General features: G+C 63.5%; 18 protein-coding genes. 13 read left to right on the forward strand and 5 right to left on the reverse strand.

What is annotated here, in order from left to right; translation table 11 throughout:
* Positions 1–165: 165 nt before the first annotated feature.
* The 10 genes from AC1RRC_RS29845 to AC1RRC_RS29890 all read left to right on the forward strand — a co-directional run bounded on the left by AC1RRC_RS29845 (position 166) and on the right by AC1RRC_RS29890 (position 14702).
* Positions 166–3735, forward strand: coding sequence for an indolepyruvate ferredoxin oxidoreductase family protein (locus AC1RRC_RS29845; protein WP_493059351.1), 3570 nt, complete (start codon positions 166–168; stop codon positions 3733–3735).
* Between the two features lie 117 nt (positions 3736–3852).
* A complete protein-coding gene (locus AC1RRC_RS29850) occupies positions 3853–5412 on the forward strand; it encodes a S41 family peptidase (RefSeq protein ID WP_493059353.1) in 1560 nt (519 codons plus the stop codon).
* A gap of 134 nt (positions 5413–5546) precedes the next feature.
* Positions 5547–6980, forward strand: a complete 1434-nt coding sequence (locus AC1RRC_RS29855) for a sensor histidine kinase (RefSeq protein ID WP_493059355.1) — start codon at positions 5547–5549, stop codon at positions 6978–6980.
* The gene (locus AC1RRC_RS29860) at positions 6977–8398 is read left to right on the forward strand and encodes a hybrid sensor histidine kinase/response regulator (RefSeq protein WP_493059357.1); all 1422 of its coding nucleotides are present in this window, start codon (positions 6977–6979) and stop codon (positions 8396–8398) included. The genes AC1RRC_RS29855 and AC1RRC_RS29860 overlap by 4 nt, the downstream gene beginning before the upstream one ends.
* Before the next feature lie 68 nt (positions 8399–8466).
* Positions 8467–10227 (forward strand): M14 family metallopeptidase, encoded by a 1761-nt coding sequence (locus tag AC1RRC_RS29865; RefSeq protein WP_493059359.1) that lies wholly within the window; start codon positions 8467–8469, stop codon positions 10225–10227.
* A 206-nt stretch (positions 10228–10433) separates the two neighbouring features.
* Entirely contained in the window at positions 10434–11633 is a 1200-nt protein-coding gene (locus tag AC1RRC_RS29870; RefSeq protein ID WP_493059361.1) for a serine hydrolase domain-containing protein, read from the forward strand.
* A gap of 71 nt (positions 11634–11704) precedes the next feature.
* Positions 11705–12844, forward strand: coding sequence for a sensor histidine kinase (locus tag AC1RRC_RS29875; protein WP_493059363.1), 1140 nt, complete (start codon positions 11705–11707; stop codon positions 12842–12844).
* A complete protein-coding gene (locus AC1RRC_RS29880; RefSeq protein WP_493059365.1) occupies positions 12845–13543 on the forward strand; it encodes a hypothetical protein in 699 nt (232 codons plus the stop codon). It begins immediately after the preceding gene.
* On the forward strand, positions 13540–14289 hold the full coding sequence (locus AC1RRC_RS29885) for a LytR/AlgR family response regulator transcription factor (protein WP_493059366.1): 750 nt from the start codon (positions 13540–13542) through the stop codon (positions 14287–14289). Before AC1RRC_RS29880 ends, AC1RRC_RS29885 begins: the two co-directional genes overlap by 4 nt.
* A 131-nt stretch (positions 14290–14420) precedes the next feature.
* The gene (locus AC1RRC_RS29890; protein ID WP_493059367.1) at positions 14421–14702 is read left to right on the forward strand and encodes a hypothetical protein; all 282 of its coding nucleotides are present in this window, start codon (positions 14421–14423) and stop codon (positions 14700–14702) included.
* A 21-nt stretch (positions 14703–14723) separates the two neighbouring features.
* Here the strand turns inward: AC1RRC_RS29890 and ttcA are convergent, their stop codons facing one another.
* The 3 genes from ttcA to AC1RRC_RS29905 are packed head-to-tail and all read right to left on the reverse strand — an operon-like array spanning position 14724 to position 16875.
* The gene (ttcA, locus tag AC1RRC_RS29895) at positions 14724–15668 is read right to left on the reverse strand and encodes a tRNA 2-thiocytidine(32) synthetase TtcA (protein ID WP_493059369.1); all 945 of its coding nucleotides are present in this window, start codon (positions 15666–15668) and stop codon (positions 14724–14726) included.
* Positions 15668–16066 carry a dihydroneopterin aldolase gene (locus AC1RRC_RS29900; RefSeq protein ID WP_493059370.1) on the reverse strand — a complete coding sequence of 133 codons (399 nt, stop codon included), beginning with the start codon at positions 16064–16066 and terminating at the stop codon, positions 15668–15670. Before AC1RRC_RS29900 ends, ttcA begins: the two co-directional genes overlap by 1 nt.
* Positions 16067–16098: 32 nt before the next feature.
* Positions 16099–16875 carry an SDR family oxidoreductase gene (locus tag AC1RRC_RS29905; protein ID WP_493059373.1) on the reverse strand — a complete coding sequence of 259 codons (777 nt, stop codon included), beginning with the start codon at positions 16873–16875 and terminating at the stop codon, positions 16099–16101.
* A 37-nt stretch (positions 16876–16912) separates the two neighbouring features.
* On the opposite strand from AC1RRC_RS29905, the gene AC1RRC_RS29910 reads away from it, so the two are divergent.
* The gene (locus AC1RRC_RS29910) at positions 16913–18064 is read left to right on the forward strand and encodes a class I SAM-dependent methyltransferase (protein WP_493059375.1); all 1152 of its coding nucleotides are present in this window, start codon (positions 16913–16915) and stop codon (positions 18062–18064) included.
* A gap of 125 nt (positions 18065–18189) precedes the next feature.
* Positions 18190–19152, forward strand: a complete 963-nt coding sequence (locus AC1RRC_RS29915) for a J domain-containing protein (protein ID WP_493059377.1) — start codon at positions 18190–18192, stop codon at positions 19150–19152.
* 49 nt (positions 19153–19201) lie between these two features.
* Here AC1RRC_RS29915 and AC1RRC_RS29920 read toward each other — a convergent pair whose 3' ends face one another.
* Positions 19202–20890, reverse strand: coding sequence for a methyl-accepting chemotaxis protein (locus AC1RRC_RS29920; RefSeq protein ID WP_493059378.1), 1689 nt, complete (start codon positions 20888–20890; stop codon positions 19202–19204).
* Positions 20891–20905: 15 nt separating this feature from the next.
* Complete coding sequence (locus AC1RRC_RS29925) at positions 20906–21397, reverse strand: chemotaxis protein CheW (protein ID WP_493059380.1); 492 nt, start codon at positions 21395–21397, stop codon at positions 20906–20908.
* A gap of 230 nt (positions 21398–21627) precedes the next feature.
* On the opposite strand from AC1RRC_RS29925, the gene AC1RRC_RS29930 reads away from it, so the two are divergent.
* Positions 21628–23229, forward strand: a complete 1602-nt coding sequence (locus tag AC1RRC_RS29930; protein WP_493059381.1) for a DUF3369 domain-containing protein — start codon at positions 21628–21630, stop codon at positions 23227–23229.
* The last annotated feature ends 96 nt before the right edge of the window (positions 23230–23325 follow it).

Genomic DNA, 23325 nt, shown 5'->3' on the forward strand with positions numbered 1-23325 from the left:
CAGCGTCACACCAGAATGGCGCGCCTGGCTGTGCTACCCTGAATCCACCGGGTCGCATGTCTGATATGTGGGTGCCCGGCCTGAAGGCCCGGCACCCAATGCATCTAGTATCTATTTTGCGGCGCTCCCACAAGGTGCGCCCCGAGTAACAATTGGAGACATTGAATGAATGCACCAGTCAAAGGTTCCGACCTGGAACCGGGTTCGCCGGCGAACGAAATTTCGCTGGACGATAAATGGACGTTGGAACGCGGCCGCGCGTTCATGACGGGTACGCAAGCGCTGATCCGCCTGCCGATGATGCAGCGCGAGCGCGACGTTAAAGCCGGCTTGAACACGGCCGGCTACATCACCGGTTACCGTGGTTCGCCGGTCACCAGCGTCGACATGACGGCGATGAAGGCGAAGAAATACCTGGACGCCCACCACATCAAATTCCACCCTGGCATGAACGAAGACCTGGCGGCCACCGCCGTCTGGGGCACGCAGCAGACCAATTTGTTCCCGGGCGCGAAGTATGACGGCGTGTTCGGCATGTGGTACGGCAAGGGCCCGGGCGTGGACCGCTGCGGCGACGTGTTCAAGCACGCGAATAACGCGGGCACGTCGCAATACGGCGGCGTCCTGGTGCTGGCCGGTGACGACCATGCGGCCAAGTCGTCGTCGATCGCGCACCAGTCGGACCACATCCTGAACGCCTGCGGCATCCCGGTGCTATACCCGTCGTCCGTGCAGGAATATCTGGATTATGGCTTGCACGCCTTTGCCATGAGCCGCTACACCGGCCTGTGGGTGTCGATGAAGTGCGTGACCGACATTATCGAGTCGGGCGCCGTGGTGGACTTCGATCCGGACCGCGTGCAAATCCAGACCCCGACCGACTTCGAACTGCCTGCGGGCGGCTTGAATATCCGCTGGCCGGACGCCGTGCTGGACCAGGAAGCGCGCATGAATACCTATAAATGGTATGCCGCGCTGGCCTATGTGCGCGCCAACAAGCTGAACAAGATTATCTGGGACAGCCCGAAACCGAAAATCGGCATCATCACGGCCGGCAAATCGTACCTGGACACGCGCCAGGCGCTGGCCGACCTGGGCATCGATGAACAGGCTGCCGCCGATATCGGCCTGCGCCTGTACAAGATCGGCATGACGTGGCCATTGGAAGCGTCCGGCGTGCAAGATTTCGCCAGCGGCCTGGACGAGATCCTGGTGGTGGAAGAGAAACGCCAGATCCTTGAATACCAGCTGAAGGAAGAACTGTACAACCTGCCGGATTCCCAGCGTCCGCGCGTGGTCGGCAAATTCGACGACACCGGCGAATGGTCGCTGAACCCGAAAACCGGCCACGGCGACTGGCTGCTGCCGGCCACCTATGAATTGTCGCCGGCGCAAATCGCGCGCGCCATTGCTTCGCGTATTTCGCACTATTGCGCCGGCCATCCGGTGGCCACCCGCGTGGCCGAGCGGATCGCGTTCCTGGAACAAAAAGAAGCGGTACTGAAGAACATCAACACCAAGCCGGACCCGCAAAAAGACCGCACGCCGTTCTTCTGCTCCGGCTGCCCGCACAACAGCTCGACCAAGGTGCCGGAAGGTTCGCGCGCCCTGGCAGGTATCGGCTGCCACTACATGGTGCAGTGGATGGACCGTGAAACCTCGACCTTTACCCACATGGGCGGCGAGGGCATCACGTGGGTGGGGCAGGCGCCGTTCACCCATGAAAAGCACGTGTTTACCAACCTCGGTGACGGCACGTATTTCCACTCCGGTTTGCTGGCGATCCGCGCTGCGGTGGCGGCCAAGGTCAACATCACGTACAAGATCCTGTTCAATGACGCGGTGGCCATGACCGGCGGCCAGACCTTCGATGGTCCGCTCGATCCGGGCATGATTTCGCGCCAGATCGCCGCCGAAGGCGTGGGCCCGATCATCGTCGTCACCGACGAACCGGAAAAGTATCCGGACGATTACAACTGGGCGCCGGGCGTCACGGTGCGTCACCGTTCGGAATTGATGGATGTGCAGCGCGAATTGCGCGATGCGCCGGGCGTGTCGGCCATGATTTATGACCAGACCTGCGCCTCGGAAAAACGCCGCCGCCGGAAACGCAATGAATTCCCGGACCCGGCCAAGCGCGCCGTCATCAATGAAGCCGTGTGCGAAGGCTGCGGCGATTGCTCGGTGCAGTCGAACTGCCTGTCGGTGGAACCGCTGGAAACCGAATTGGGCCGCAAGCGCCAGATCAACCAGTCGTCCTGCAACAAGGACTTTTCCTGCACGACCGGTTTCTGCCCGAGCTTCGTCACGGTGGAAGGCGGCGCGCTGAAGAAGCCGAAAAAGGCGGCTGCCGGCGATACCGCGATGCCGGCCCTGCCGACGCCTGCCACGCCATCGACGGCGGAACCGTTCGGTATCCTGGTGACGGGCATTGGCGGCACCGGTGTGGTGACCGTGGGCCAGATCCTGGCCGTGGCGGCGCACGTGGAAGGCAAGGGCGCCGTGGTGCTGGACATGAGTGGCCTGGCGCAAAAAGGCGGCCCCGTGATGTCGCACGTGCGCCTGGCGGACAAGCAGTCCGACCTGCACTCGACCCGTGTCGGCACCGGCATGACGGACCTGGTGATCGGTTGCGACCAGATCGTGACGGCCAGCCGCGATGCACTGTCGCGCATGGGCGAAGGCCGTACCTGGGCCGCCGTCAATTCGACAGGCGCCACCACTGCGGCGTTCGTCAAGAATCCGGACTGGCAATTCCCGGGCGCGTCGTCGTCCGGTGAAATCATCAAGGCCTGCGGCCAGGACCGCGTCGACTTCGTCGATGCCGGCCAGATCGCCACCGCGCTGATGGGCGATTCGATCGCCACCAACATGTTCATGCTGGGCTATGCGTTCCAGAAGGGCCATGTGCCACTGACGGAAGCGTCGATCATGAAAGCGATCGAACTGAACGCGGTCTCGGTCGGCTTCAACAAGTCGGCCTTCACGTGGGGCCGGACGGCGGCGCATGACCTGGCACTGGTGACGAAACTGACCACGCCGGCCCAGGTGATCGAGTTCAAACGCATCCAGACGCTGGACGACGTCATTGCGCGCCGGGTGGAATTGCTGACCGCTTACCAGGATGGCGCGTATGCCGCGAAATACAAAGCCTTCGTGGACCAGGTGCGCGCCGCCGAAGACAAGATCGCCAACGGCAAGCCGCTGCGCCTGACCGAAGCCGTCGCGAAATACTTCTACAAGCTGATGGCGTACAAGGACGAGTATGAAGTGGCGCGCCTGCACAGCGATCCGGCCTTCCGCGCGAAAATCGAAGGCATGTTCGAAGGCGATTACCAGCTGAAGTTCCACCTGGCGCCGCCGCTGCTGGCCAAGAAAGACAAGGAAGGCCATTTGATCAAGCAGCAGTTCGGTCCATGGATGCTGAAAGCGTTTGGCGTGCTGGCCAAGTTCAAGGGCTTGCGCGGTGGCGCGTTTGATATCTTCGGCTACACGGACGAGCGCAAAATGGAGCGCGCGCTGATTGGCGACTACCAGCAAACCGTGTCCGGCCTGCTGGGCCGGCTGACGGCCGATAACCTGGCGCAAGCCGTGGCGATCGCTTCCGTGCCGGAAAATATTCGCGGCTATGGCCACGTGAAAGAGCGCCACCTGAAGTCGGCCAAGGAGAAGGAAGCCGCGTTGCTGGCGGCCTTCAACGCGCCGGTGTCCGAGAAGGCGCCGCACGCCGCCTGACGCCTCGCTGCGCAGACGACAGGGAGCCGGGTTCTGCGAGGAATCCGGCTTTTTTCTTTATGGCAACGAAATGTAACGACAACAAGATTGCCGGGATGCCTGCCCTATAATGGTGCGATGCGACTCCTGACTGTTCCCCTACTGGCCTTGGCCGCGACCTTGACAGCCTGTGGCGGCGGCAGCCACGAACCCGCCCGCCAGGGAAATAGTGCGCCGGCGCGGGACTCCGAGGCGTCGGAAGAACAGCGCGCCAGTGTGCTGCGCGCCATCGCGGGCGCCGCCGCACCGGAACAGGCCGCGCAATACCAGAATGCATGCGCCGCGCCCCGTGCGCCGGACCGCACCCATCCGTACTATCCCGACCGCCAGGGCACCCTGGACGATGAAAAGACATTCCTGCGCCTGTGGAGTGACGAAACCTACCTGTGGTACAACGAAATTCCCGCCGCGGATCCGGCTGCTTATGCGACGGCGCCCGCCTATTTCGATGTACTGAAAACACCGCAACTGACGGCGGCGGGGAAGCCCAAGGACCGCTATCACTACACCTATGGTTCGGCGGAGTATGAAGAACTGGCGCGCGGGGTGGAGCTGGGTTATGGCCTGACTTTTGTGCGCAATCCCGCTCCTAACATTCCGCGAACCTGGCGCATTGCCGGCGTGGCGCCGGGTTCGCCCGCAGCGCGGGCTGGTTTGCGGCGGGGAGACCGGCTGGAGCAGGTCGACGGCCTGGACTTCATCTGGGCCAGCGATGCCAATGCGCTGGCGGTGCTCAATGGCGGCCTGTTCCCAACGAAGTCGGACGCGCAGCACACTATGCTGTTTACCCGTGGCAACCAGCAGTTGACGGTGTCCATGCTGCCCGTCAAGGTCGATGTGCCGCCCGTGCAACATGTCCGCGTTTTCAGTGCGCCGCCCGGCAAAGTAGGTTACCTGGTGTTCAACAGCCATAACGCGGTGTCGGAAATGCAGTTGATCCAGGCCTTCACTACGCTGAAGCAGGCCAAGGTCAGCGATCTGGTGCTGGATATGCGCTATAACGGCGGCGGGTTGCTGGTGATTGCCAGTGAACTGGCCTACATGATTGCAGGCGATAAGCCAACGGCCGGAAAAACGTTCCAGTGGCTGAAAAACAATGGCAAGCGGCCGCCCGAAACGCCGCTGATTTTCCTGCCGCTGTCGCTGGGACTGTTCGCGCCCAATCCGGCGCCATACCTGAAGCCGCTGCCCACATTGAATTTGCCCCGCGTCACGATACTGACCGGCCCTGGCACCTGTTCCGCCAGCGAAGCCGTGATCAACGGCTTGCGTGGCGTGGATGTGGAGGTCACGCTGATCGGTGGCGCCACCTGCGGCAAGCCGTACGCCTTTGTCCCGATGCCCAATTGCGGCACGACGTATTTCACCGTGCAGTACCAGGGTGTCAACCACAAGGGGTTTGGCGATTATGGCGATGGTTTTGCGCCGACCTGCGCGGTGCGCGACGACCTGGCCCATGCGCAGGGGGACCCGAGTGAAGCACTGCTGGCCAAAGCTTTCAGCTACCGCAGCACGGGCAACTGCCAGGTCGATCCGGACGGTATCCGGGTCCGCGCGGGCGGCGCCGTGCCGGAATCGCCGCCAGACCTGGTGCCGGTTCGACATCCCGTCAGTGAAATCGCCATCCGTGGCGGGTGAGGGCCGCGCCTCGTTGCAAAAACAACGGGCGGCGTTGATCGCCGCTGGCAACATTGTAGAATGGCTTACCGCCGGGTAAGCCATCGCTGTCCTGGCAACCAGGCGCACACGCGCAGCTTTGTTGACATGAGGCGATGATGGTTAACTGGTCGGATGTGGCGTTTAACCTTTACCCGCATGGCTATTGCCTGTCGTGGCAACCGGCCCTGCTGTGGCTGCATGCCGGCGCGGACCTGGTGGTGTCGCTGGCGTATTTCGTCATCCCCGCGTATCTACTGAAACTGGTGCGCCAGCGCCAGGACTTGCAGTTCAGCTGGATGTTCGTGCTGTTCGGTGTGTTTATCCTCGCGTGCGGCGCGACCCACGTGATGAACCTGTGGACCCTGTGGCGGCCCGACTACCTAGCGGCTGGCATGGTGAAAGTCGTGACGGCAATCGCCTCGGTTGGCACCGCCATTGCCCTGGCGGCGTTGCTGCCCACCGCGGTGGCGCTTCCCGGTCCCGCGCAATGGGAATCCGTGCATCAAAACTTGCGGCGTGAAATTGTGGAGCGCAAGGAAGCGGAACAGCAAGTGCTGCACTTGAACCAGGAACTGGAACAGCGCGTGCGCGACCGTACCTTGGAACTGGAAACCGCGAACCGCCACCTGTCGTTGCTGCACGAAGAGCTGGAACAGCGCATCCGCGAGCGCACGCGTGAACTGGAGCAGGCGCAGGCTGAATTGCTGGTTGCCGCGCACCAGGCCGGCATGTCGGAAATCGCCACCAATGTGCTGCACAACGTCGGCAATGTGCTCAACAGTGTCAATGTGTCGGCCAATGTCATCGACCATAAGGTCCGGGCCTCGGAAGTGTCCGGCCTGTCACGTGCGGTGCGGCTGATGGAGCGGCCGGACGGCGACCTGGCCACCTTCCTGACCGACGATCCCAAGGGCAAGCTGCTGCCCGCCTACCTGTCCAAACTGTCCGATGCGCTGACCGACGAGCAGCACAGCATTGCGCAGGAAGTCACGGCGCTGATGTCCAGCGTCGAACATATCAAGCAAATCGTCGCGATCCAGCAATCGTATGCGGGCGTGGCCAGCCTGGCGGAAGCCGTGGCGCCGGCCGCGCTGCTTGATGATGCGCTGCGCATGAGCGCCGATGCGCTGGTTCGCCACGGCGTGACCGTACGGCGCGAGGTGGCGGACATGCCGGTGCTGCCACTGGACCGCCACCGTACGCTGATGATCTTGCTGAACCTGATCAGCAATGCCAAGTATGCGATGGACGGGCGGCCCGAGCCCCGCGAGATCACGGTGGCGGTGGATTGCCCGGCGCCGGACCGGCTGCGCTTTTGCGTCGGCGATACCGGTGCCGGCATTGCCGCCGCGGACCTGACCCGCATCTTTGCCCACGGCTATACGACGCGGCGCGGTGGCCATGGCTATGGCTTGCATAGTTGCGCGATCGCCGCCCGCGAAATGGGCGGTGTGCTGACCGCGCACAGCGACGGGCCCGGGAAAGGCGCCCTGTTCACGCTGGAGTTGCCGCTGCCGCCCATGCCGCGCACGGAGGGTGGCGCATGATCAAGCTGGCGCCCAACCTGCGCGTGCTGGTGGTGGACGACATGCCGTCGATCCATGACGACTTCCGCAAGATCCTGTGCCCGGCGCCATCGGCGCGCGGCGAAATGGCCGCGCTGGAAATGGCCCTGTTCGACGATGCGCCGCCGCCTGTCGCCGCCGGCCCGGAGGCGCCCCGCTATGAAGTGACGTTTGCGCTGCAGGGCCAGGAAGGCGTGGCCAAGGCGGACGAAGCGCTGACGGCAGGGCGGCCGTTTGCACTGGCCTTTGTCGACATGCGCATGCCGCCTGGCTGGGACGGGATTGAAACCATCGAGCGGCTGTGGCGGCTCGATCCGCAACTGCAGGTGGTGATTTGCACCGCTTATTCGGATTATTCGTGGACCGAAGTGCTGCGCCGCCTCGATGCGCGCGACCGCCTGCTGGTGCTGAAAAAACCGTTCGACAGCATTGAAGTGAGCCAGCTGGCCAGCACCCTGACCGCCAAGTGGAACCTGAGCCAGCGCGCCGCGCTGCAAATGAGCGGGCTTGAAGATGAAGTGCTGCAGCGGACCACGGAGCTGCGCCGCACCAATGCCGCGCTGGAATCGCAAATCGTCGATCGCAAGCAGCTGGAAACCCAGATGGTGCAACAGGACAAGCTGGCGTCACTGGGCCAGCTGACCACCGGCATTGCCCATGAAATCAATGGGCCGGTGGATTATGTCTATGCCAACCTCGCCACCCTGGCGGAATACTTCAACGCCATGCAGGCGATGCTGGTCGCCTATGCCAAGGAATGCGGCGACCTGGTGGACGGACCGGCGCGGCAGCGCCTGGAACAGCTGTATGAGCGCCTGGAGCTTGATTTCCTGCAAGACGACGTCCCGGTGCTGATGGACCACTCCCGCATCGGCATCGAACGGGTGCGCGCCACCGTGCAGGATTTGACGGACTTTTCCCGCGTGAGCACCGCCGAGCCGTGGCAATGGAGCGATTTGCACCGGGGTATCGACGCCACCCTGAACCTGGCCGCCAGTGAAATCCGCACCCGCGCCGACGTCGTCAAGGAATATGGCGATGTGCCGGAAATCGAATGCCAGCCGTCACACCTGAACCTGGCGGTGATGCACTTGCTGGTCAATGCGGCGCAAGCGATGGGGCGCGAACGGGGCGTCATCCATGTCCGTACCGGACGCTCCGGGCGCGGCCTGGTGTGGCTGGAAGTGGCGGACAATGGCGCTGGCATCCCGCTCGAAGTGCAGCAGCGGATCTTTGAACCGTTTTATACCACCAAGCGCAAAGGCACCGGGCTGGGCCTGGCCATCGCCTGCGGCGTGGTGCAGCGCCACGGCGGCAACATGGAAGTCCACAGCACGATCGGCGAAGGGTCCACGTTCCGCATCCTGTTGCCGGTGCGCCAGCCATTCCGTACCAGTTGAGCAAGGACGCGTGAGCTTGTCTATAATTTCCGGCTGTTTGATCTTTATCAATCTCCGGAGACTATTTGATGAAACGCTGCGCCCTGCTGCTTGCTTTGTCCGCCGCTGTTCCCCTGGCGTACGGCACGCCTTCCCTGACGACTGTCTCCGAACGTTCAGGCTTCCAGACCACCGGCCGTTATGATGAAGTGCAGCGCTTGTGCCATGCCTTCCAGCAAGCGTATCCGAAAGCCGTGCGCTGCTTCGAATTCGGCCGCACACCGGAAGGGCGGCCGATGCTGGCGCTGGCCGTGTCGCGCACGGGGGCGCTGACGGCGGCGCAGGCGCGCAAGCAAGACGTGCCGGTGCTGCTGGTACAGGGCGGCATCCATGCCGGGGAAATCGATGGCAAGGACGCCGGCTTCCTGGCGCTGCGCGAGGTCTTGGAGAACAAGGCGGCGCCCGGTGCGCTGGACAAGCAGGTGTTGCTGTTCGTGCCGGTGTTTAACGTCGATGGCCATGAGCGCTTCGGTCCGAACAACCGTCCGAACCAGCGCGGCCCGGTGGAGATGGGCTGGCGCACCACGGCGCGGAACTACAACCTGAACCGCGACTATGTGAAAGCCGATGCGCCGGAAATGCAGGCCATGCTGGCGCTGGTCAACCAGTGGGACCCGCTGGCCTATGTCGACTTGCACGTGACCGATGGCGCCAAGTTCCAGCCGGACGTGTCGATCCAGGTTGAGCCGGTGCATGGCGGCGACGCCGCGCTGATGCAATCCGGGATCGCGCTGCGCGATGCCGTGATGGCGGATTTGCGCAAGGCCGGCTCCGACCCCAAGCATTTCTATATTTCCTTCGACAAGACCGACGACCCGACTTCCGGCTTTGTCGACAACATGGCGCCGCCCCGTTTCTCGACCGGCTACTTCCCGCTGCGCAACCGTTTCGCCATGCTGGTGGAAACCCATTCGTGGCGCGATTATCTGCATCGCGTGCGTGTGACGCGCAACACCATCGTGTCGCTGCTGTCGCAGGTGGCCACCCATGGCGCCGCCTGGAGCAAGCAAGTGCGCGAGGCGGACCAGCGCGCGCTGGCGCTGGGCGGCCAGCCGGTGCCGCTCAGCTACAAGGCCACCGACACGGTGCGGATGATCCAGTTTGCCGGCTATGAATACAGCCGCACGCCGTCCGACATTTCGGGCGCCCTGTGGACCCGCTATGACGAAAGCAAACCGCAAATGTGGACCGTGCCGCTGCGCGACGAAGTCGTGCCGGACTTGCAGGTGGCGGCGCCGGCCGGCGGCTACATCGTGCCGGCCGCGTGGGCCGAACCCATCGGCGCCAAGCTGAAACAGCATGGCATCTCGTACAAGGTGCTGGACAGGGAGCCGGGCAAGATGGAGGTGCAGGTCTTCCGCGCCGATAGCATGAAATTCAATGCGCAATCGTTTGAAGGCCGCCAGTCGGTGACGGTGACGGGCGCGTGGAAGACGGAGCCGCGCAACGTCGGCAAGGGGGCGCTGTACGTGCCGGTGGCGCAGCCGAAAGCGCGCCTGGTGGTGTCCATGTTCGAGCCGCTCAGCGCGGATTCGCTGCACACCTGGGGCGTGTTCAACACGGCCTATGAGCGCAAGGAATACATGGAAGAGTATGTGGCGGAACAGGTGGCGCGCGAACAGCTGGCGGCCGATCCGGCGCTGGCGGCGGCATTCAGGCGCAAGCTGGAAACCGACCCGGCGTTTGCCGCCAGCCCGGAAGCCCGGCTGGACTTCTTTGCGCGCCGCCATGCCTCGTGGGATGAGCGCTACCAGCTGTATCCGGTGCTGCGCAGCGCGCTGGCGCCATAATCGCCCGGGCGCCCGGTGGCCGGACCACCTGACCGCCGGGCCGCATTGCCGCGTCATCGCAGCCGCCGTGCCGGCTCACCGGCGCGCGGCTTCATGCCGGTTTTCCGCCCCTCCATTCCCGCCAGGGGCGGCTTCATTCCCATGACCCTCCCTCCGCGCGGCCGGCGCGCTACGCTGGCTCTCCCCATTCATACGGAGAGTGCATCATGCGTATTGCAACGTCCGGCCGCCGCGCCGCCATCGTGACCCTGGCTTTGCTGCTGGCCGCCTGCGGCGGCGGCTCTTCCGGCGACCATGCGCCGCAGCTGTCACAGGCGCGCCAGGGGTATGCGGTGACGGCCTTGCCGGCCGTGAGCCAAGGCGTGTCCGGCAGCACCCAGCCGGACAACCCGGACGTCGACCGCGCCGCCCAGGCGGCGTTGGCGTCGTTCAATATTCCCGGCGCGTCCGTGATCGCGATGCAGGATGGCCGCATCGTGTATGCCAAGGCCTATGGCTACGCCAACCTGGAACAGCGCACGCCGGTGACGCCGGAAACCGCGTTCCCGCTGGCGTCGGTCAGCAAGCACTTCACGGCGGCCGCCGTCATGTTGCTGGTGGAGGAGGGCAAGCTGGCGCTGGATGCGCCGATCAGCCGCTATGCCACCGGCTTGCCTGCCGCCTGGGGGGCGATGACCTTGCGCCAGTTGCTCAGCCACACGGCGGGATTGCCGGAAGAACCCACCTCGGCCGCGATCGGACCGCTCGACAGCTACCTGCGCAAGGATGGCATGGCGCGCCTGGCCGCGCTGTCCGCCACGCCGCTGGCGGTGGTGCCCGGCACCTACCAGTACAGCAACCTGGGCTATGGCGTGGCGGCGATCCTAGTCGGCAAGGCCAGCGGCATGGAGTTCGGCGCCTTCCTGCAGCAGCGCATCTTCACGCCGCTGGGCATGACCTCGGCACGCATGCTGGCGCCCGGCACGCGGATCGCGTCCGGCTATAAAGGGGAGGGCAATTTGCTGTACCGCGCAGATTATTCGGATGCGATGCTGACCATGTTTGGCACCTTTGGCGCGGGCGGTATCGAAGTCAATGTGCTGGACATGGTGAAGTGGGAGGCGGCGCAGCGCGGCGAGCGCATCCTGAAAAAATCGTCACTGGAAGAAATGTGGCGGCAGCAGGTGGCGACGGGGGCCGGGTCCGGCTATGGCCTGGGCTGGAACACCTTTGTCGTCAATGGCCAGCGCCTCGTCAACCATATGGGCTCGCTGGAGCAGTATGCGACCACGTACCGCCGCTTTATCGACGATGGCTTTTCCGTGGTGGTGCTGACCAACCGCGACCCCGGCGGCCTGCCGGTGTTTGGCGCGTTGCATATTGCGCGCGAAGTCACGCGAATTTTGCGGCCGGAATTGAAAGTTTAAACAACATGCGTGCCGGGCTTTCAGGCCGGACATTCACATATCAGTGGGGTTGTCTGCATAATGGCGAGCTTATGGAACCATTGCCGCTATCCGTCACCCCCGCCCTGCCTTCGCGCCTGAAGGCGGCGGGTTGTATCGTGCTGGCTTCCGCGCTGCTGTTCGTGCAAGACAACGTGATGTTTTGGCTGTATGCGGAAGGGCAGCGGCTGTGGGCGCGCACCCTGGTGGCGGTGCTGTATTACACCCTGGCCGGCGTGCTGGTGTGGACTGCCGCACAGCGCGTCGATCCGTGGCTGGCACGGCGCGGAAGCGGCTTTGCGGCCCGGCTGGGGCTGGGACTGCTGGCGTTGCTGGCGGCGCTGTCGGTCTTGACGGCGCTGATGTATGGCGTGCTGTTCCCGCTGCTGCTGGGACGTGCGGTGTATCCGATGGGGCTGTATACGATTGCATTCCGCGTTGGCATGGCGGCGCTGATCGTGTATGGCTGGCTGCTGTTTGCCCGCGGCGCCCACGGCGACCGCGCCGAAGCATCGCGCCTGCAGGCCGACGCGGATCGCCTGGCGGCCGGCCTGGACCAGGCTGAACTGGCGCTGTTGCAGGCGCAGATCGAGCCGCATTTCCTGTTCAACACGCTGGCGCTGGTCAAGCGCCAGTATCGCGTGCAACCGCAGGCGGCCGAACGCTTGCTGGCCACCCTGATCGGCTACCTGGAGTGCGCGGCGCCCGCGTTGCGCAGCCGCCAATGGACCTTGGGCGATGAACTGGCGCTGGTGCGGCTGTATTGCGACATCCTGCAACAGCGCTTTGGCGAGCGCTTCCGCTATGTGCTGCCGGAGGTGCCCGCGCCATGGCTGGCCATGCGCCTGCCGGCGCTGGTGCTGGCCACCCTGGCGGAAAATGCGGTGCGCCACGGACTGGCGCCGAAGGCCGGTGATGGCGTGATCGCGCTGACGTTGCGGCACGAACCCGGCGTGCTGTGGCTGGCGGTGTCGGACGATGGCGTCGGCTTGCGTGGCAAGGCGGGCAGCGGTACGGGATTGAGCACGGTGCGGGCGCGCTTGCGCAGTGCATTTGGCGCGGGGGCCGAAGTGCTGGTGGCGCCGCGCGTACCGTCCGGTGTCTGCGCGCAGTTGCGGATTCCGTGCGGGCCCGGCGCCGGCCGCGAAACTGCCGGCGCGCCGGCTGTGCCACACCAGTGCGAGGCGGCATAGATGACGATGACGGCGGGGATCAGGGCGGGGCTGGCCACGTGGTGCGATGCGGCGCGCAATGCGTGGGGCGTGGTGCGGATCGATCGCAACGCGCTGTATGTCGTGCTGGGCGCGGCTTGCGCCGTGCTGGCGCGGGCGCCGGCCTTTGCCACCTATGGCGCGCAATACGGCGCCAGGGCGCTGGCCGCCTCCGTGCTGTGGCAATACGTTGGCTGCGTGTTGATCGGCGCGGCGCTGGCGGTGGCGCTGCGTATCGGCCGGGCGCAGGCGGGCGGACCGGCGCGCTTCCTGTGCTTGCTGGTGCTGGCCTCGGCGGTGGCCAGCTGGCCTGCCAGCATCTTGTTCGTGTCCCAGGGCGCCGGCCGGCTGGCCGTTCAGTTCGACCCGCCCGCGTATAGCGACACGGTGATCAACGCATTGTTGTGGGGTGGCCTGTTCGGCTGGCTGGCGCTGCTGGACCAGCGCCGCCGCGCGGCGCGCCTGCTGTTTGCCGGGTTGATGGCGCGCCGCGCCGCGTTGGCGCGGCAGGTGGCGCAGGCGCAGCTGGCGGCCGAGCGCGCGTTGATCGATCCAGTCCAGGTGGCCGGTGTGCTGCGCGAGGTGCAGGCGCTGTATGGCCACGCGCCGGTGAAGGCAGCCGCCACGCTGGACCAGCTGGTGGCGCAACTGCGCAAGGCGAAGCGGGGGAGCACACGATGAGTGGCAATCCCTGCGCGCTGGTGGTGGAAGATGAAGTGGCGCTGGCCGATGAATTGTGCGACCTGCTGCACGTGCTGTGGCCGGAACTGCAGGTGTCGCGCGCGGTCGATGGCGCCGGCGCGCTGCGCGCCGTGTTGCAGGAGCGGCCCGATATTGTCTTCCTCGACATCCAGATCCCCGATCCGAACGGGCTGGAAGTGGCGCGCATCATCCGCGATACCTGCCATATCGTCTTCGTGACCGCCTACGACGCCCACGCCATCGAAGCGTTCGAGCGCGGCGCCGTTGATTACCTGTTGAAGCCGGTGGTGGCGGCGAGGCTGGAGCAGACCGTGCTCCGCCTGAAGCAGCGCGTCGGCATGCCGCCGCCGGACCTGTCGGCGCTGGCCGGTCAGTTGCAGGGCGCCGCCGCGTCCGCGTCATATCTGCGCTGGCTGACCGCGAACGTTGGCCAGTCGCTGCGCCTGATCATGGTTGATGAAGTGGTGTTCTTCCAGGCCGACCAGAAATTCACACGCGTGGTGTTGCCGAATGCGGAATTCCTGATCCGCCGCAGCCTCAAGGAATTGCTGGCGGAACTGGACCCGGGCCAGTTCTGGCAAACCTACCGCAACACCGTCGTCAATGCCCTGGAAATCGCCAGTATCGAGCCCAACCTGGCGGGCCAACTGGCGATCCGTCTGAAATCGCGGCGCGAACAATTACCGGTCTCGGAAACGTTTTTGCGCAAATTCCGGCAGCTGTGACAATTGTCGCTATCACGACACTTTCAGTCACCGGCGCGGAATAGCTGGTAAAATTGAACATCAAATTATCAATAAGTTAATATTAATTTGATACTGAGTACCGGTACAGCCAGATTGAAAGAGGTAATCCCATGACGCATTTTGACTATAGCAGCGCGGACAGCGCATTGGACGGGACGGCGGCGCCGGTCGCGGACGCGTTTGCCAATGCCGCCACGCCGGAGCAGGCGGCGGCGTTATATGACGAGCAAACGCGCCAGGCTGCCGTGATTGAAGCGGCGCTGGGCGGGCTGGCCGGCAATATCGCTGCGCTGCCGACGATGTCGGTACGCAGCCTCGATGAAATCACGCGTGGCAGCGACTGGAAGCTGCCGCGTTCGCGCATCAAACTGGCGGAACCGTCGGACGACTGACGGCCCGCAAGCAGGGGGGGCTTATTCCTGTTGCAGCGGAATAATGCCTGGCACCGTGGCTGGCGTGGAGCACGGTTCTTCATCAAACGCGATATCGCCCAGTGGATTGGCCAGGCCATCGGCCTTGATGCCGGCAAAGCCAAACAAGTCGCGGTCCATCAAGTGTGACGGCACCACGGTCGACAACGCCGAGAAGGTGTTTTCCACCCGGCCCGGATGTTTCTTTTCCCAATCCCGCAGCATGGCCTTGATTTGCTTGCGCTGCAGGTTTTCCTGCGAACCGCACAGGTCGCAGGGAATGATCGGGAAGCGCTTCACTTGCGCATAGCGCTCCGTGTCTTCTTCTTTGACGTACGCCAGCGGGCGGATCACGACATGCTTGCCATCGTCGGAGACCAGCTTGGCCGGCATGCCTTTCAGCTTGCCGCCGAAGAACATGTTGAGGAAGAAGGTTTCCAGGATATCGTCGCGGTGGTGGCCCAAGGCGATCTTGGTCGCGCCCAATTCGTCGGCAACGCGGTACAGAATGCCGCGCCGCAGGCGCGAGCACAGCGAGCACGTGGTTTTGCCTTCCGGGATCAGGCGTTTCACGATGGAATACGTGTCCTGGTTTTCAATGTGGAACGCGACCCCCAGTTCCGTCAGGTAGCGCGGCAGGATTTCAGGCGGGAAGTTCGGCTGCTTCTGGTCCAGGTTGACGGCTACGATCTCAAAGTTGATCGGCGCGCGTTCGCGCAAGGTCATCAGGATATCGAGCAGGGCGTAGCTGTCCTTGCCGCCGGACAGGCACACCATGACCTTGTCGCCTTCTTCAATCATGTTGAAGTCGCCTATGGCCTGGCCGACCAGGCGGCACAGGCGCTTGTGCAGCTTGTTGTTTTCACGCGCGATTTTGTCGGCGGATGGCGTGGCGGTCGCGGCGGCCGGGGTCTCTTCCGCCTGCAGGTTGTCAATCACGGCATTCATTACACGTCATCCTTGATACGGAACACTTCCACGCCCACGCCCAGGCAATCCGGGTACACGTCCGGCTTCATGGTCGAGACGCGCGCGGCGCGCACGCGCGGGTGCGCCAGCATCGCTTGCACCACGTCGTCGCACAGGGTTTCCTGCAGGTGCACATGGCCTTCGGCCATGCGGCGCGCGATGGTGTCGCGCATGAAGTCGTAATCGACCACTTCATGCAATTCATCTGCGTGCGGCGTGGACACGGCCAGCGGGATGTACAGGTCAACATTGATGAGGACGCGCTGCTCGCCCTTCTTTTCAAATTCGTGCACGCCGATGTTGATCATCACTTCGTAATCGCGAAGGAATAAACGGCGGCAGTCTTGCAGGCGCGGATGCGTGAGGGCGGACAGCATGGTTGATCTTTCTACTAATATTGAAAATGGGATTACTTTGCGAGGAACATCACATCGCGCGGCAAGGCCGTCAAATGCTGGCCGCCATCGACCAGCAAGGTGGAACCCGTCAGCGCGGCGGCCTGGGCTGCATACAGCACGGCCTGGACAATGTCGTCCGGCGTGCTGGAGCGGCCCAGCGGCGTTTGCTGGTGCGCGTTGGCGAACCCTTCCTCGGTCTGGTCGCCGGACACCAGGGTAATGCCTGGCGCGATGCCGACCACGCGCAATTTCGGCGCCAGTGCCTGCGCCAGCAAGGTGGTTGCGGTATGCAGCGCAGCCTTGGACAGGGTATAGGACAGGAAGTCGGGATTGAGATTGTACAGTTTTTGGTCAAGCAAATTGATAACCACGGCCTGATGACCATCCGGCGTGGCCGCGTGCAGCGCCTGCGCCAGCAGCAGCGGGGCCGCGACATTGGCGGCCATGTGCGATTCCAGCTTGGCAAAAGTAAAGTCGGCGGCGCTGTCGTAGTCGAACAGCGAGGCATTGTTGACCACGCAGTGCACCGGGCCCAGCGCCGCGATGGCGGCCGGCAGCAGCGCCTTCGCTGGCGCCTCGTCGGACAAATCGGCCGGCAGCGCCACCGCGCGCCGGCCCAGGGCGCGGATCTGTTCCACCACGTCCAGTGCGTCGGCTGCCGAATGGCGGTAATGCACGGCGATATCCCAGCCCGCCTGCGCCATGCCGAGGGCGATCGCGCGGCCGATGCGGCGCGCGGCGCCGGTCACCAGGGCGACGCGGGGGTGTTCCATATTAGCTGTGGTCATTTCAAGGTCAGTCGTAAACATAATCTACAATGCCGGGATGTCCTTACCTGCACCCACCCCTGACGCGCTCGAAGCGTCCCATGCCCTGCAACGCCTGATCGCCGCGGAAATCGCGGAGCGGGACGGTGCGATACCGTTTGCCCGCTTCATGGAACTGGCGCTGTATGCGCCGGGTCTCGGCTATTACAGTGGCGGCTCCGCCAAGCTGGGAAAAGATGGCGATTTTACAACCGCACCGGAAATGTCGTCCCTGTTCGGCGCCACCCTGGCGCATCTGGCAGGCGCTATTATCGCCCAAAGCGCTCCCAACCTCCTCGAATTCGGCGCCGGCACCGGCAAACTCGCGTTCGACATCCTGACCGAGGCCCAGGCCGCCGGGATTGCCGTCGAGTCGTATTCCATCGTGGAACTGTCCGGCGAATTGCGCGCGCGCCAGCAGGCGCTGCTCGCGCCATTCCCGCAAGTGCGCTGGCTCGACGCCTTGCCGGAATCGTTCCAAGGCGTGGCCTTCGGCAATGAAGTGCTGGACGCCATGCCGGTGCAACTGGTGAAAAAAACCGCGCAAGGCTGGCGCGAACTGTATGTCACCATTGCCGATGGTGAATTCGCCTATGTTGAACGTGCGCCGGGCGACGCGCTGGCGGCGCAAATCGCCGCGCAAATCCCGGACCAGGAATTCTTGCCGGATGGTTATACGACGGAAGTGCACGGCGCCGGATGCGGGTTCATGGCGACCCTGGGGCAGATGTTGTCGCGCGGAAACAACGGCGCGGCGATCCTGCTTGATTACGGTTTCCCGGCCCATGAGTATTACCTGGGCCAGCGCGACGCCGGCACCTTGATGTGCCATTACCGCCACCACGCGCATGCCGAACCCTTCTATTTGCCGGGGTTGCAGGACATCACCGCGCACGTGGATTTCACGGCGATGGCGCTGGCCGCGCAAGATGCCGGCGCCGACGTGCTCGGCTATATGAATCAGGCGTCTTTCCTCTTGTCGGCAGGCATAGGCGACTTGTTGACGCGCACCGATCCGGCCGACGTCAAGGCTTATTTGCCACAAGCCAACGCCGTGCAAAAGCTGTTATCTCCGGCGGAAATGGGCGAACTGTTCAAAGTGCTGATTGTCGGAAAAAACGTGGAACTGCCCCCGCAAATTGCCGCCGCAGACCGCACGCACAAGTTGTAATATAAAGAAATAGCACGGTTTACCTGCCGTGTTTGCTGCGCTTTGGCGATGGTAATCCGCTATGATGTTTGACTGGGTGCGGCAATCCTGCCGCGCGGCGCGCAGCTCTTACAACGAACGTAACGATGGGCAAAGTACATTCTCACTATGACAACCTGAAGGTGTCCCGCATGGCGCCGCAGGAAGTCATTCGTGCTGCTTACAAGGCGTTGAGCCAGAAGTATCACCCGGATAAAAATCCGGGCGATGACAAGGCCGCGCGCATCATGGCGATCATTAATACCGCCTACGGGACGCTGTCGGACCCGATGAAGCGCAAGGAACACGATGAGTGGATTGCCGCCGAAGAGTGGGAAATCGGCTGGCTGGAAGGTACGCACGAAGACAGTGAAAACGCGCCGGCGCCACGCGGCGAACACTGGCCGGGCCACGTGGGCGAGCCCCGCCCCGTGAAATCCGGCTTGCGGCGCAACTGGAAATGGGGCGTGACCTTGTGCGTCGGCATCATCGGCGGCTGGATCGGCGGCGTGCTGTCGGCCGGCCAGCCCCGGCTGCAGGCCGCGCTGGCGTCCGCGCTGGGCGGCAAGAGTGAATTAAGCGCGACCGTGGTGAATGCCCGCGTGCCGCTGCGCCCGGCGGAGGTGGCGCCGAAACCCGAACCGATGGCCGACAGCTGGGCTGTCGTCAAAGCCCATGTGCCCGATGCCGCCGCGCGTCCGCCCGCCATCAAGGTGATGGCGCTGTCGCAAGTGGTGTTGCCGGGCGCTGCCGCGCAACAGGATTGCGAAGCGGAGCAGCCGACGCTGGTGGCGCCCAACGGCGAACCGTGGCCGGCGCAATCGGGCTATGTCGACGGTTTCCCGATCAGTAACAAGGGCGACGATATGCAGCTGACCCTGGACAACAGCGGCAACGTGTCCGCGGTGTTCATCAAGGTGTTCGACCTGGAGCGCAAAGCCAATGTGCGCTATGCCTATGTGCAGCCGCGCGATACGCTGGTGGTCGACAAGCTGGCGGCGGGCAAGTATGAAATCCGCTACCAGAACCTGGACATGGGTATCGACCGCACCGGTTGCCGGCGCAAATAAAAAACGGCGGCTCGTGTGAACTGAGCCGCCGTTTCGTTGTACTGCCTGCTTAAAACTCTTCCCAGCCGTCATCCGCCACAGCCTTGGCCGTGGCTTTTGGTGCCGGCTTGGCCGTCACCGCCAGCTGGCGCTGCTTTGACGCCGGTTTGGCGGCCGGACGCGGCGCTGCCACCGGAGCCGCGTTCTCGCCGATCAGCTTGAAGATGCTGACCGACTGCGCCAAGGTGCCCGCCTCATCCTGCATGGCCTGGGCCGCGGCGGCAGCCTGTTCCACCAGCGCGGCGTTTTGCTGCGTCATTTCATCCATTTGCGAAATCGCTTCATTGACTTGCTCGATGCCGGAACTTTGTTCCTGGCTGGCCGACGTGATTTCGCCCATGATGTCGGCCACCTGGCGCACCGACGTGACGATCAGGTCCATGGTCTGGCCGGCTTCATCGACCAGCTTGGAACCGCTGTCGACCTTTTCCACCGAATCGCTGATCAGGGTCTTGATTTCTTTCGCGGCCGATGCGGAGCGCTGCGCCAGCGAGCGCACTTCGGACGCCACCACCGCAAAGCCGCGGCCCTGTTCGCCCGCGCGCGCCGCTTCCACGGCGGCATTCAAGGCCAGGATATTGGTCTGGAAGGCGATGCTGTCGATCACGCCAATGATGTCGACAATGCGGCCCGAACTGTCCTTGATGGACCCCATGGTATCGACCACTTGCGAGACCACCTGGCCGCCGCGCTGGGCCACGGTCGAGGCGGAAATCGCCAGCTGGTTGGCCTGGCGCGCATTGTCCGCATTTTGCTTCACGGTGGTGGTCAATTCCTCCATCGAGCTGGCGGTTTCTTCCAGCGAGCTGGCCTGGGATTCCGTGCGGCCCGACAAGTCCATATTGCCGCTTGCGATTTCACTCGACGCGCGCGAAATCGTCGACGAACTGGCGCGCACGCCCGACACCGTCATCGACAGGCTTTCATTCATCTGGCGCAGCGCCAGCAGCAATTCACCGGTCTCGGTGCGGTCCGCCAGGTTGACTTCGATGCGGCTGGTCAAGTCGCCATCGGACACATCTTTGGCGACGCGCACCGCCTGGTCCAGCGGGCCGGTGATCGAGCGCGTGATGGCCAGCGCCAGGCCGATCGACAGCAACACGGCGCCGACGCCGATGCCGGTGATCAGCCAGCGCGACATGGCAATATCGGCGGCAGCGTTGGCGCCGGCGTCATCAATGTCGCGCTGCTGCTTGTCCACCATTTTTTTGATGGATTCCAGCAGGCTGTTCAGCGCCGGGAAGGTTTCCGCATTCATCATTTTCGCGGCGTCATCCTTGCGGTCTTCCTCGACCAGTTCCGCGACCTTGATGAACGATGCCGTATACACCACCAGCTGGCTGCGGATGGTGGCCAGGCCCTGCTTGCCCTGGTCGGACATGAGCAGTTTGTCGAGTGCCGTCAGCGACAGGTCGATGGCTTTTTTGTTGGCGTCGATGCGGCCATATTCCATACCGCGCTGGGCCTTGTCCGGCAAGATGAACAGGGCCAGGGTGCGGCTGGCATTTTCGCGTGCCAGCGCTTCCAGGGCGCCGGCCTGCTGCGCGCTGACAAAGTCGCGCTCGCGCATCTGGCGGTTATCGTTGCCAACCGACGTGAAGCGGCCGAAGGCCACGCCGATGGTCATCAGCAGCAGTAACACGATGGCGCCGAAGCCGGCGATGAGACGGGTGCGGATCTTGAACTGGGACAGGAGCATGGGATTCTTGTAAGGTCAGGTGGCGTTAGGATCGGTGAGGCCCATTTCCGGGCTGGACATCAGGCGGTCGATGTCGACCAGGATCAGCATGCGCTCGTCGATCGTGCCAAGGCCGATAATGTATTCGCTGGAAAACGCAGTGCCCATTTCCGGCGATGGCTTGATCTGCTCTTGCGTCAGGGTGGTGACGTCCGACACGGCGTCGACTACCATGCCGACCACGCGGCCATTGATGTTGAGGATGATGACCACGGTGAACTGGTCGTACAGCGCCTCGCCCAGCTGGAATTTGATGCGCATGTCGACCACCGGGATCACAATGCCGCGCAGGTTGATGACGCCCTTGATGAATTCCGGCGCGCTGGCAATCCGGGTCACGGCTTCATAGCCGCGGATTTCCTGCACTTTCAGGATATCGATCCCGTATTCTTCCTTGCCGAGTTTAAAGGCGAGGAATTCACGGCCGGCCATATCGCCATCGGCATTTGCTGTGGTGGGGACTTGCATAATGTCATCCTTGTAACGGAAGTGGACGTGCGGCAGCGCCGCGCAGACCCCTAGGGTAGCGGTTTTCAGGGGTTTGTGCAGAATGTTGCCAGGATGCGGCGCGGCCGGGAACAGGGGTTGTCATGGTATTAAATTCTGATTATGCTGGGAACCAGACACTTTAGATGTGAGCGCCGCCTCGAGCGCGAACCGCACCACCGCAATCCGGCCGGTGCGACCTGGGAGACTGTATGACCGAATCAAATGCCGCAGATGACAACTGGCTGCTCGACGAGGATGAAGATGAGACGCCAGCTGCCGGCCAGTCTTCCCCCGACCAGCGCCTGTGGCGCGTCCTGATCGTCGATGACGATGTCGATGTCCATGCCGTGACCCGCCTGGCGCTGCGCAATGTGAGTTTCAAAGGCCGGGAACTGGAATTATTTTCCGCCCACTCCGGCCGCGAAGCGTTTGACATCCTGCGCGATACGCCGGACATCGCACTGGTGCTGCTCGACGTGGTGATGGAAACCGACGATGCGGGCTTGCTGCTGGCGCGCCGTATCCGCGAAGAATTGCACAACTCCATCGTGCGGGTCGTGCTGCGCACCGGCCAGCCGGGCCAGGCGCCGGAACAGCGCGTCATCATTGAATATGACATCAATGATTACAAGGCCAAGACCGAACTGACCACGCAAAAGCTGTTTACCACGGTAATTTCCGCACTGCGCGCGTACGAAAGCCTGAACATGCTGGAGCGTTCGCGCATCGGCCTGGGGAAAATCCTGGCCGGCGCGACCAACCTGTATCAAATCCATTCGCTGCGTGAATTCGCCTCCGGCGTGCTGAACCAGGTGTCCGCCATCCTCGACGTCGGCGCGGACGGCGTGCTGTGCCTGATGCAGGGCGACACCGGCCCGGCCACCGTGGTCGCAGCCACGGGCGGGTATGCCCCGCTGGCCGAAAATGAACAAATGCCGTCGAACCACCCGCTGTGGCCGACCATCGCCAAAGCGTTTGCCGAGAAAAAAAGCCAGTTCGATCATCCGGCCAACGTGCTCTTCATTCACACCCAGGAAAACCGCGAAGTGGCGATCTCCGTCACGCCGCCCTGGCCGCTGGCGCAAATCCAGCGCGATTTGCTGGAAGTGTTTTGCCAGCGGATCGCCGCCGCGTTCGATAACCTGTATATCTTCGGGCAGCTGCGCAAGGCGCAGGAAGCCACCGTGGTGGCGCTGGCCGACCTGGCGGAATTCCGCGACCGCGGCACCGGCGGCCATGTGCGCCGGGTGCAGGCGCTGTCATCGGCGATTGCCGCCCGCTTGAAAGAGCAAGGCATTTACGAGGACGAAGTCACGCCGCAACTGGTTGACATGATCGGCCTGGCCAGCATCCTGCACGACGTCGGCAAGGTGGCGACACCCGACCATATCCTGCTGAAACCGGGCGCCCATACACCGGAAGAACGGGCGTTGATGCAAGACCATGCCGGGGTCGGGCGCACCATCCTGGAGCGCGCCGCCAACATGGTGGATGGCGTCAGCTACCTGACCTATGGCGCGGAAATCGCGGGCGGCCACCATGAGCACTTCGATGGCAACGGGTATCCGAATGGCTTGAAGGGCAAGCAAATTCCGATCTCCGCGCGCATTGTGGCCGTGGTCGATGTCTTCGATTCGCTGCTGCATGAACGTCCCTACAAGGAACCGTGGCCGTATCCGGAAGTCATGACCTACATTCAAGCGCGCGCCGGCGCCCAGTTCGATCCGGCGGTGGTGCAAGGCTTGCTGGATGTGATCGAGCGCGATCCGGAACTGGGGCAGCAACCGCCGCCGCCGCCTGCGGAAGTGTGACATCCTGATATTTTCATATTGACACCCTGTGGCGGCCCAGCCCCGCCACCGGGCGAATTCTCTCCAATTCCCACGGAATTCCGTTTCTTTCCTGCA

This window comes from Pseudoduganella sp. GW821-FHT12E03 (genome assembly GCF_058807115.1).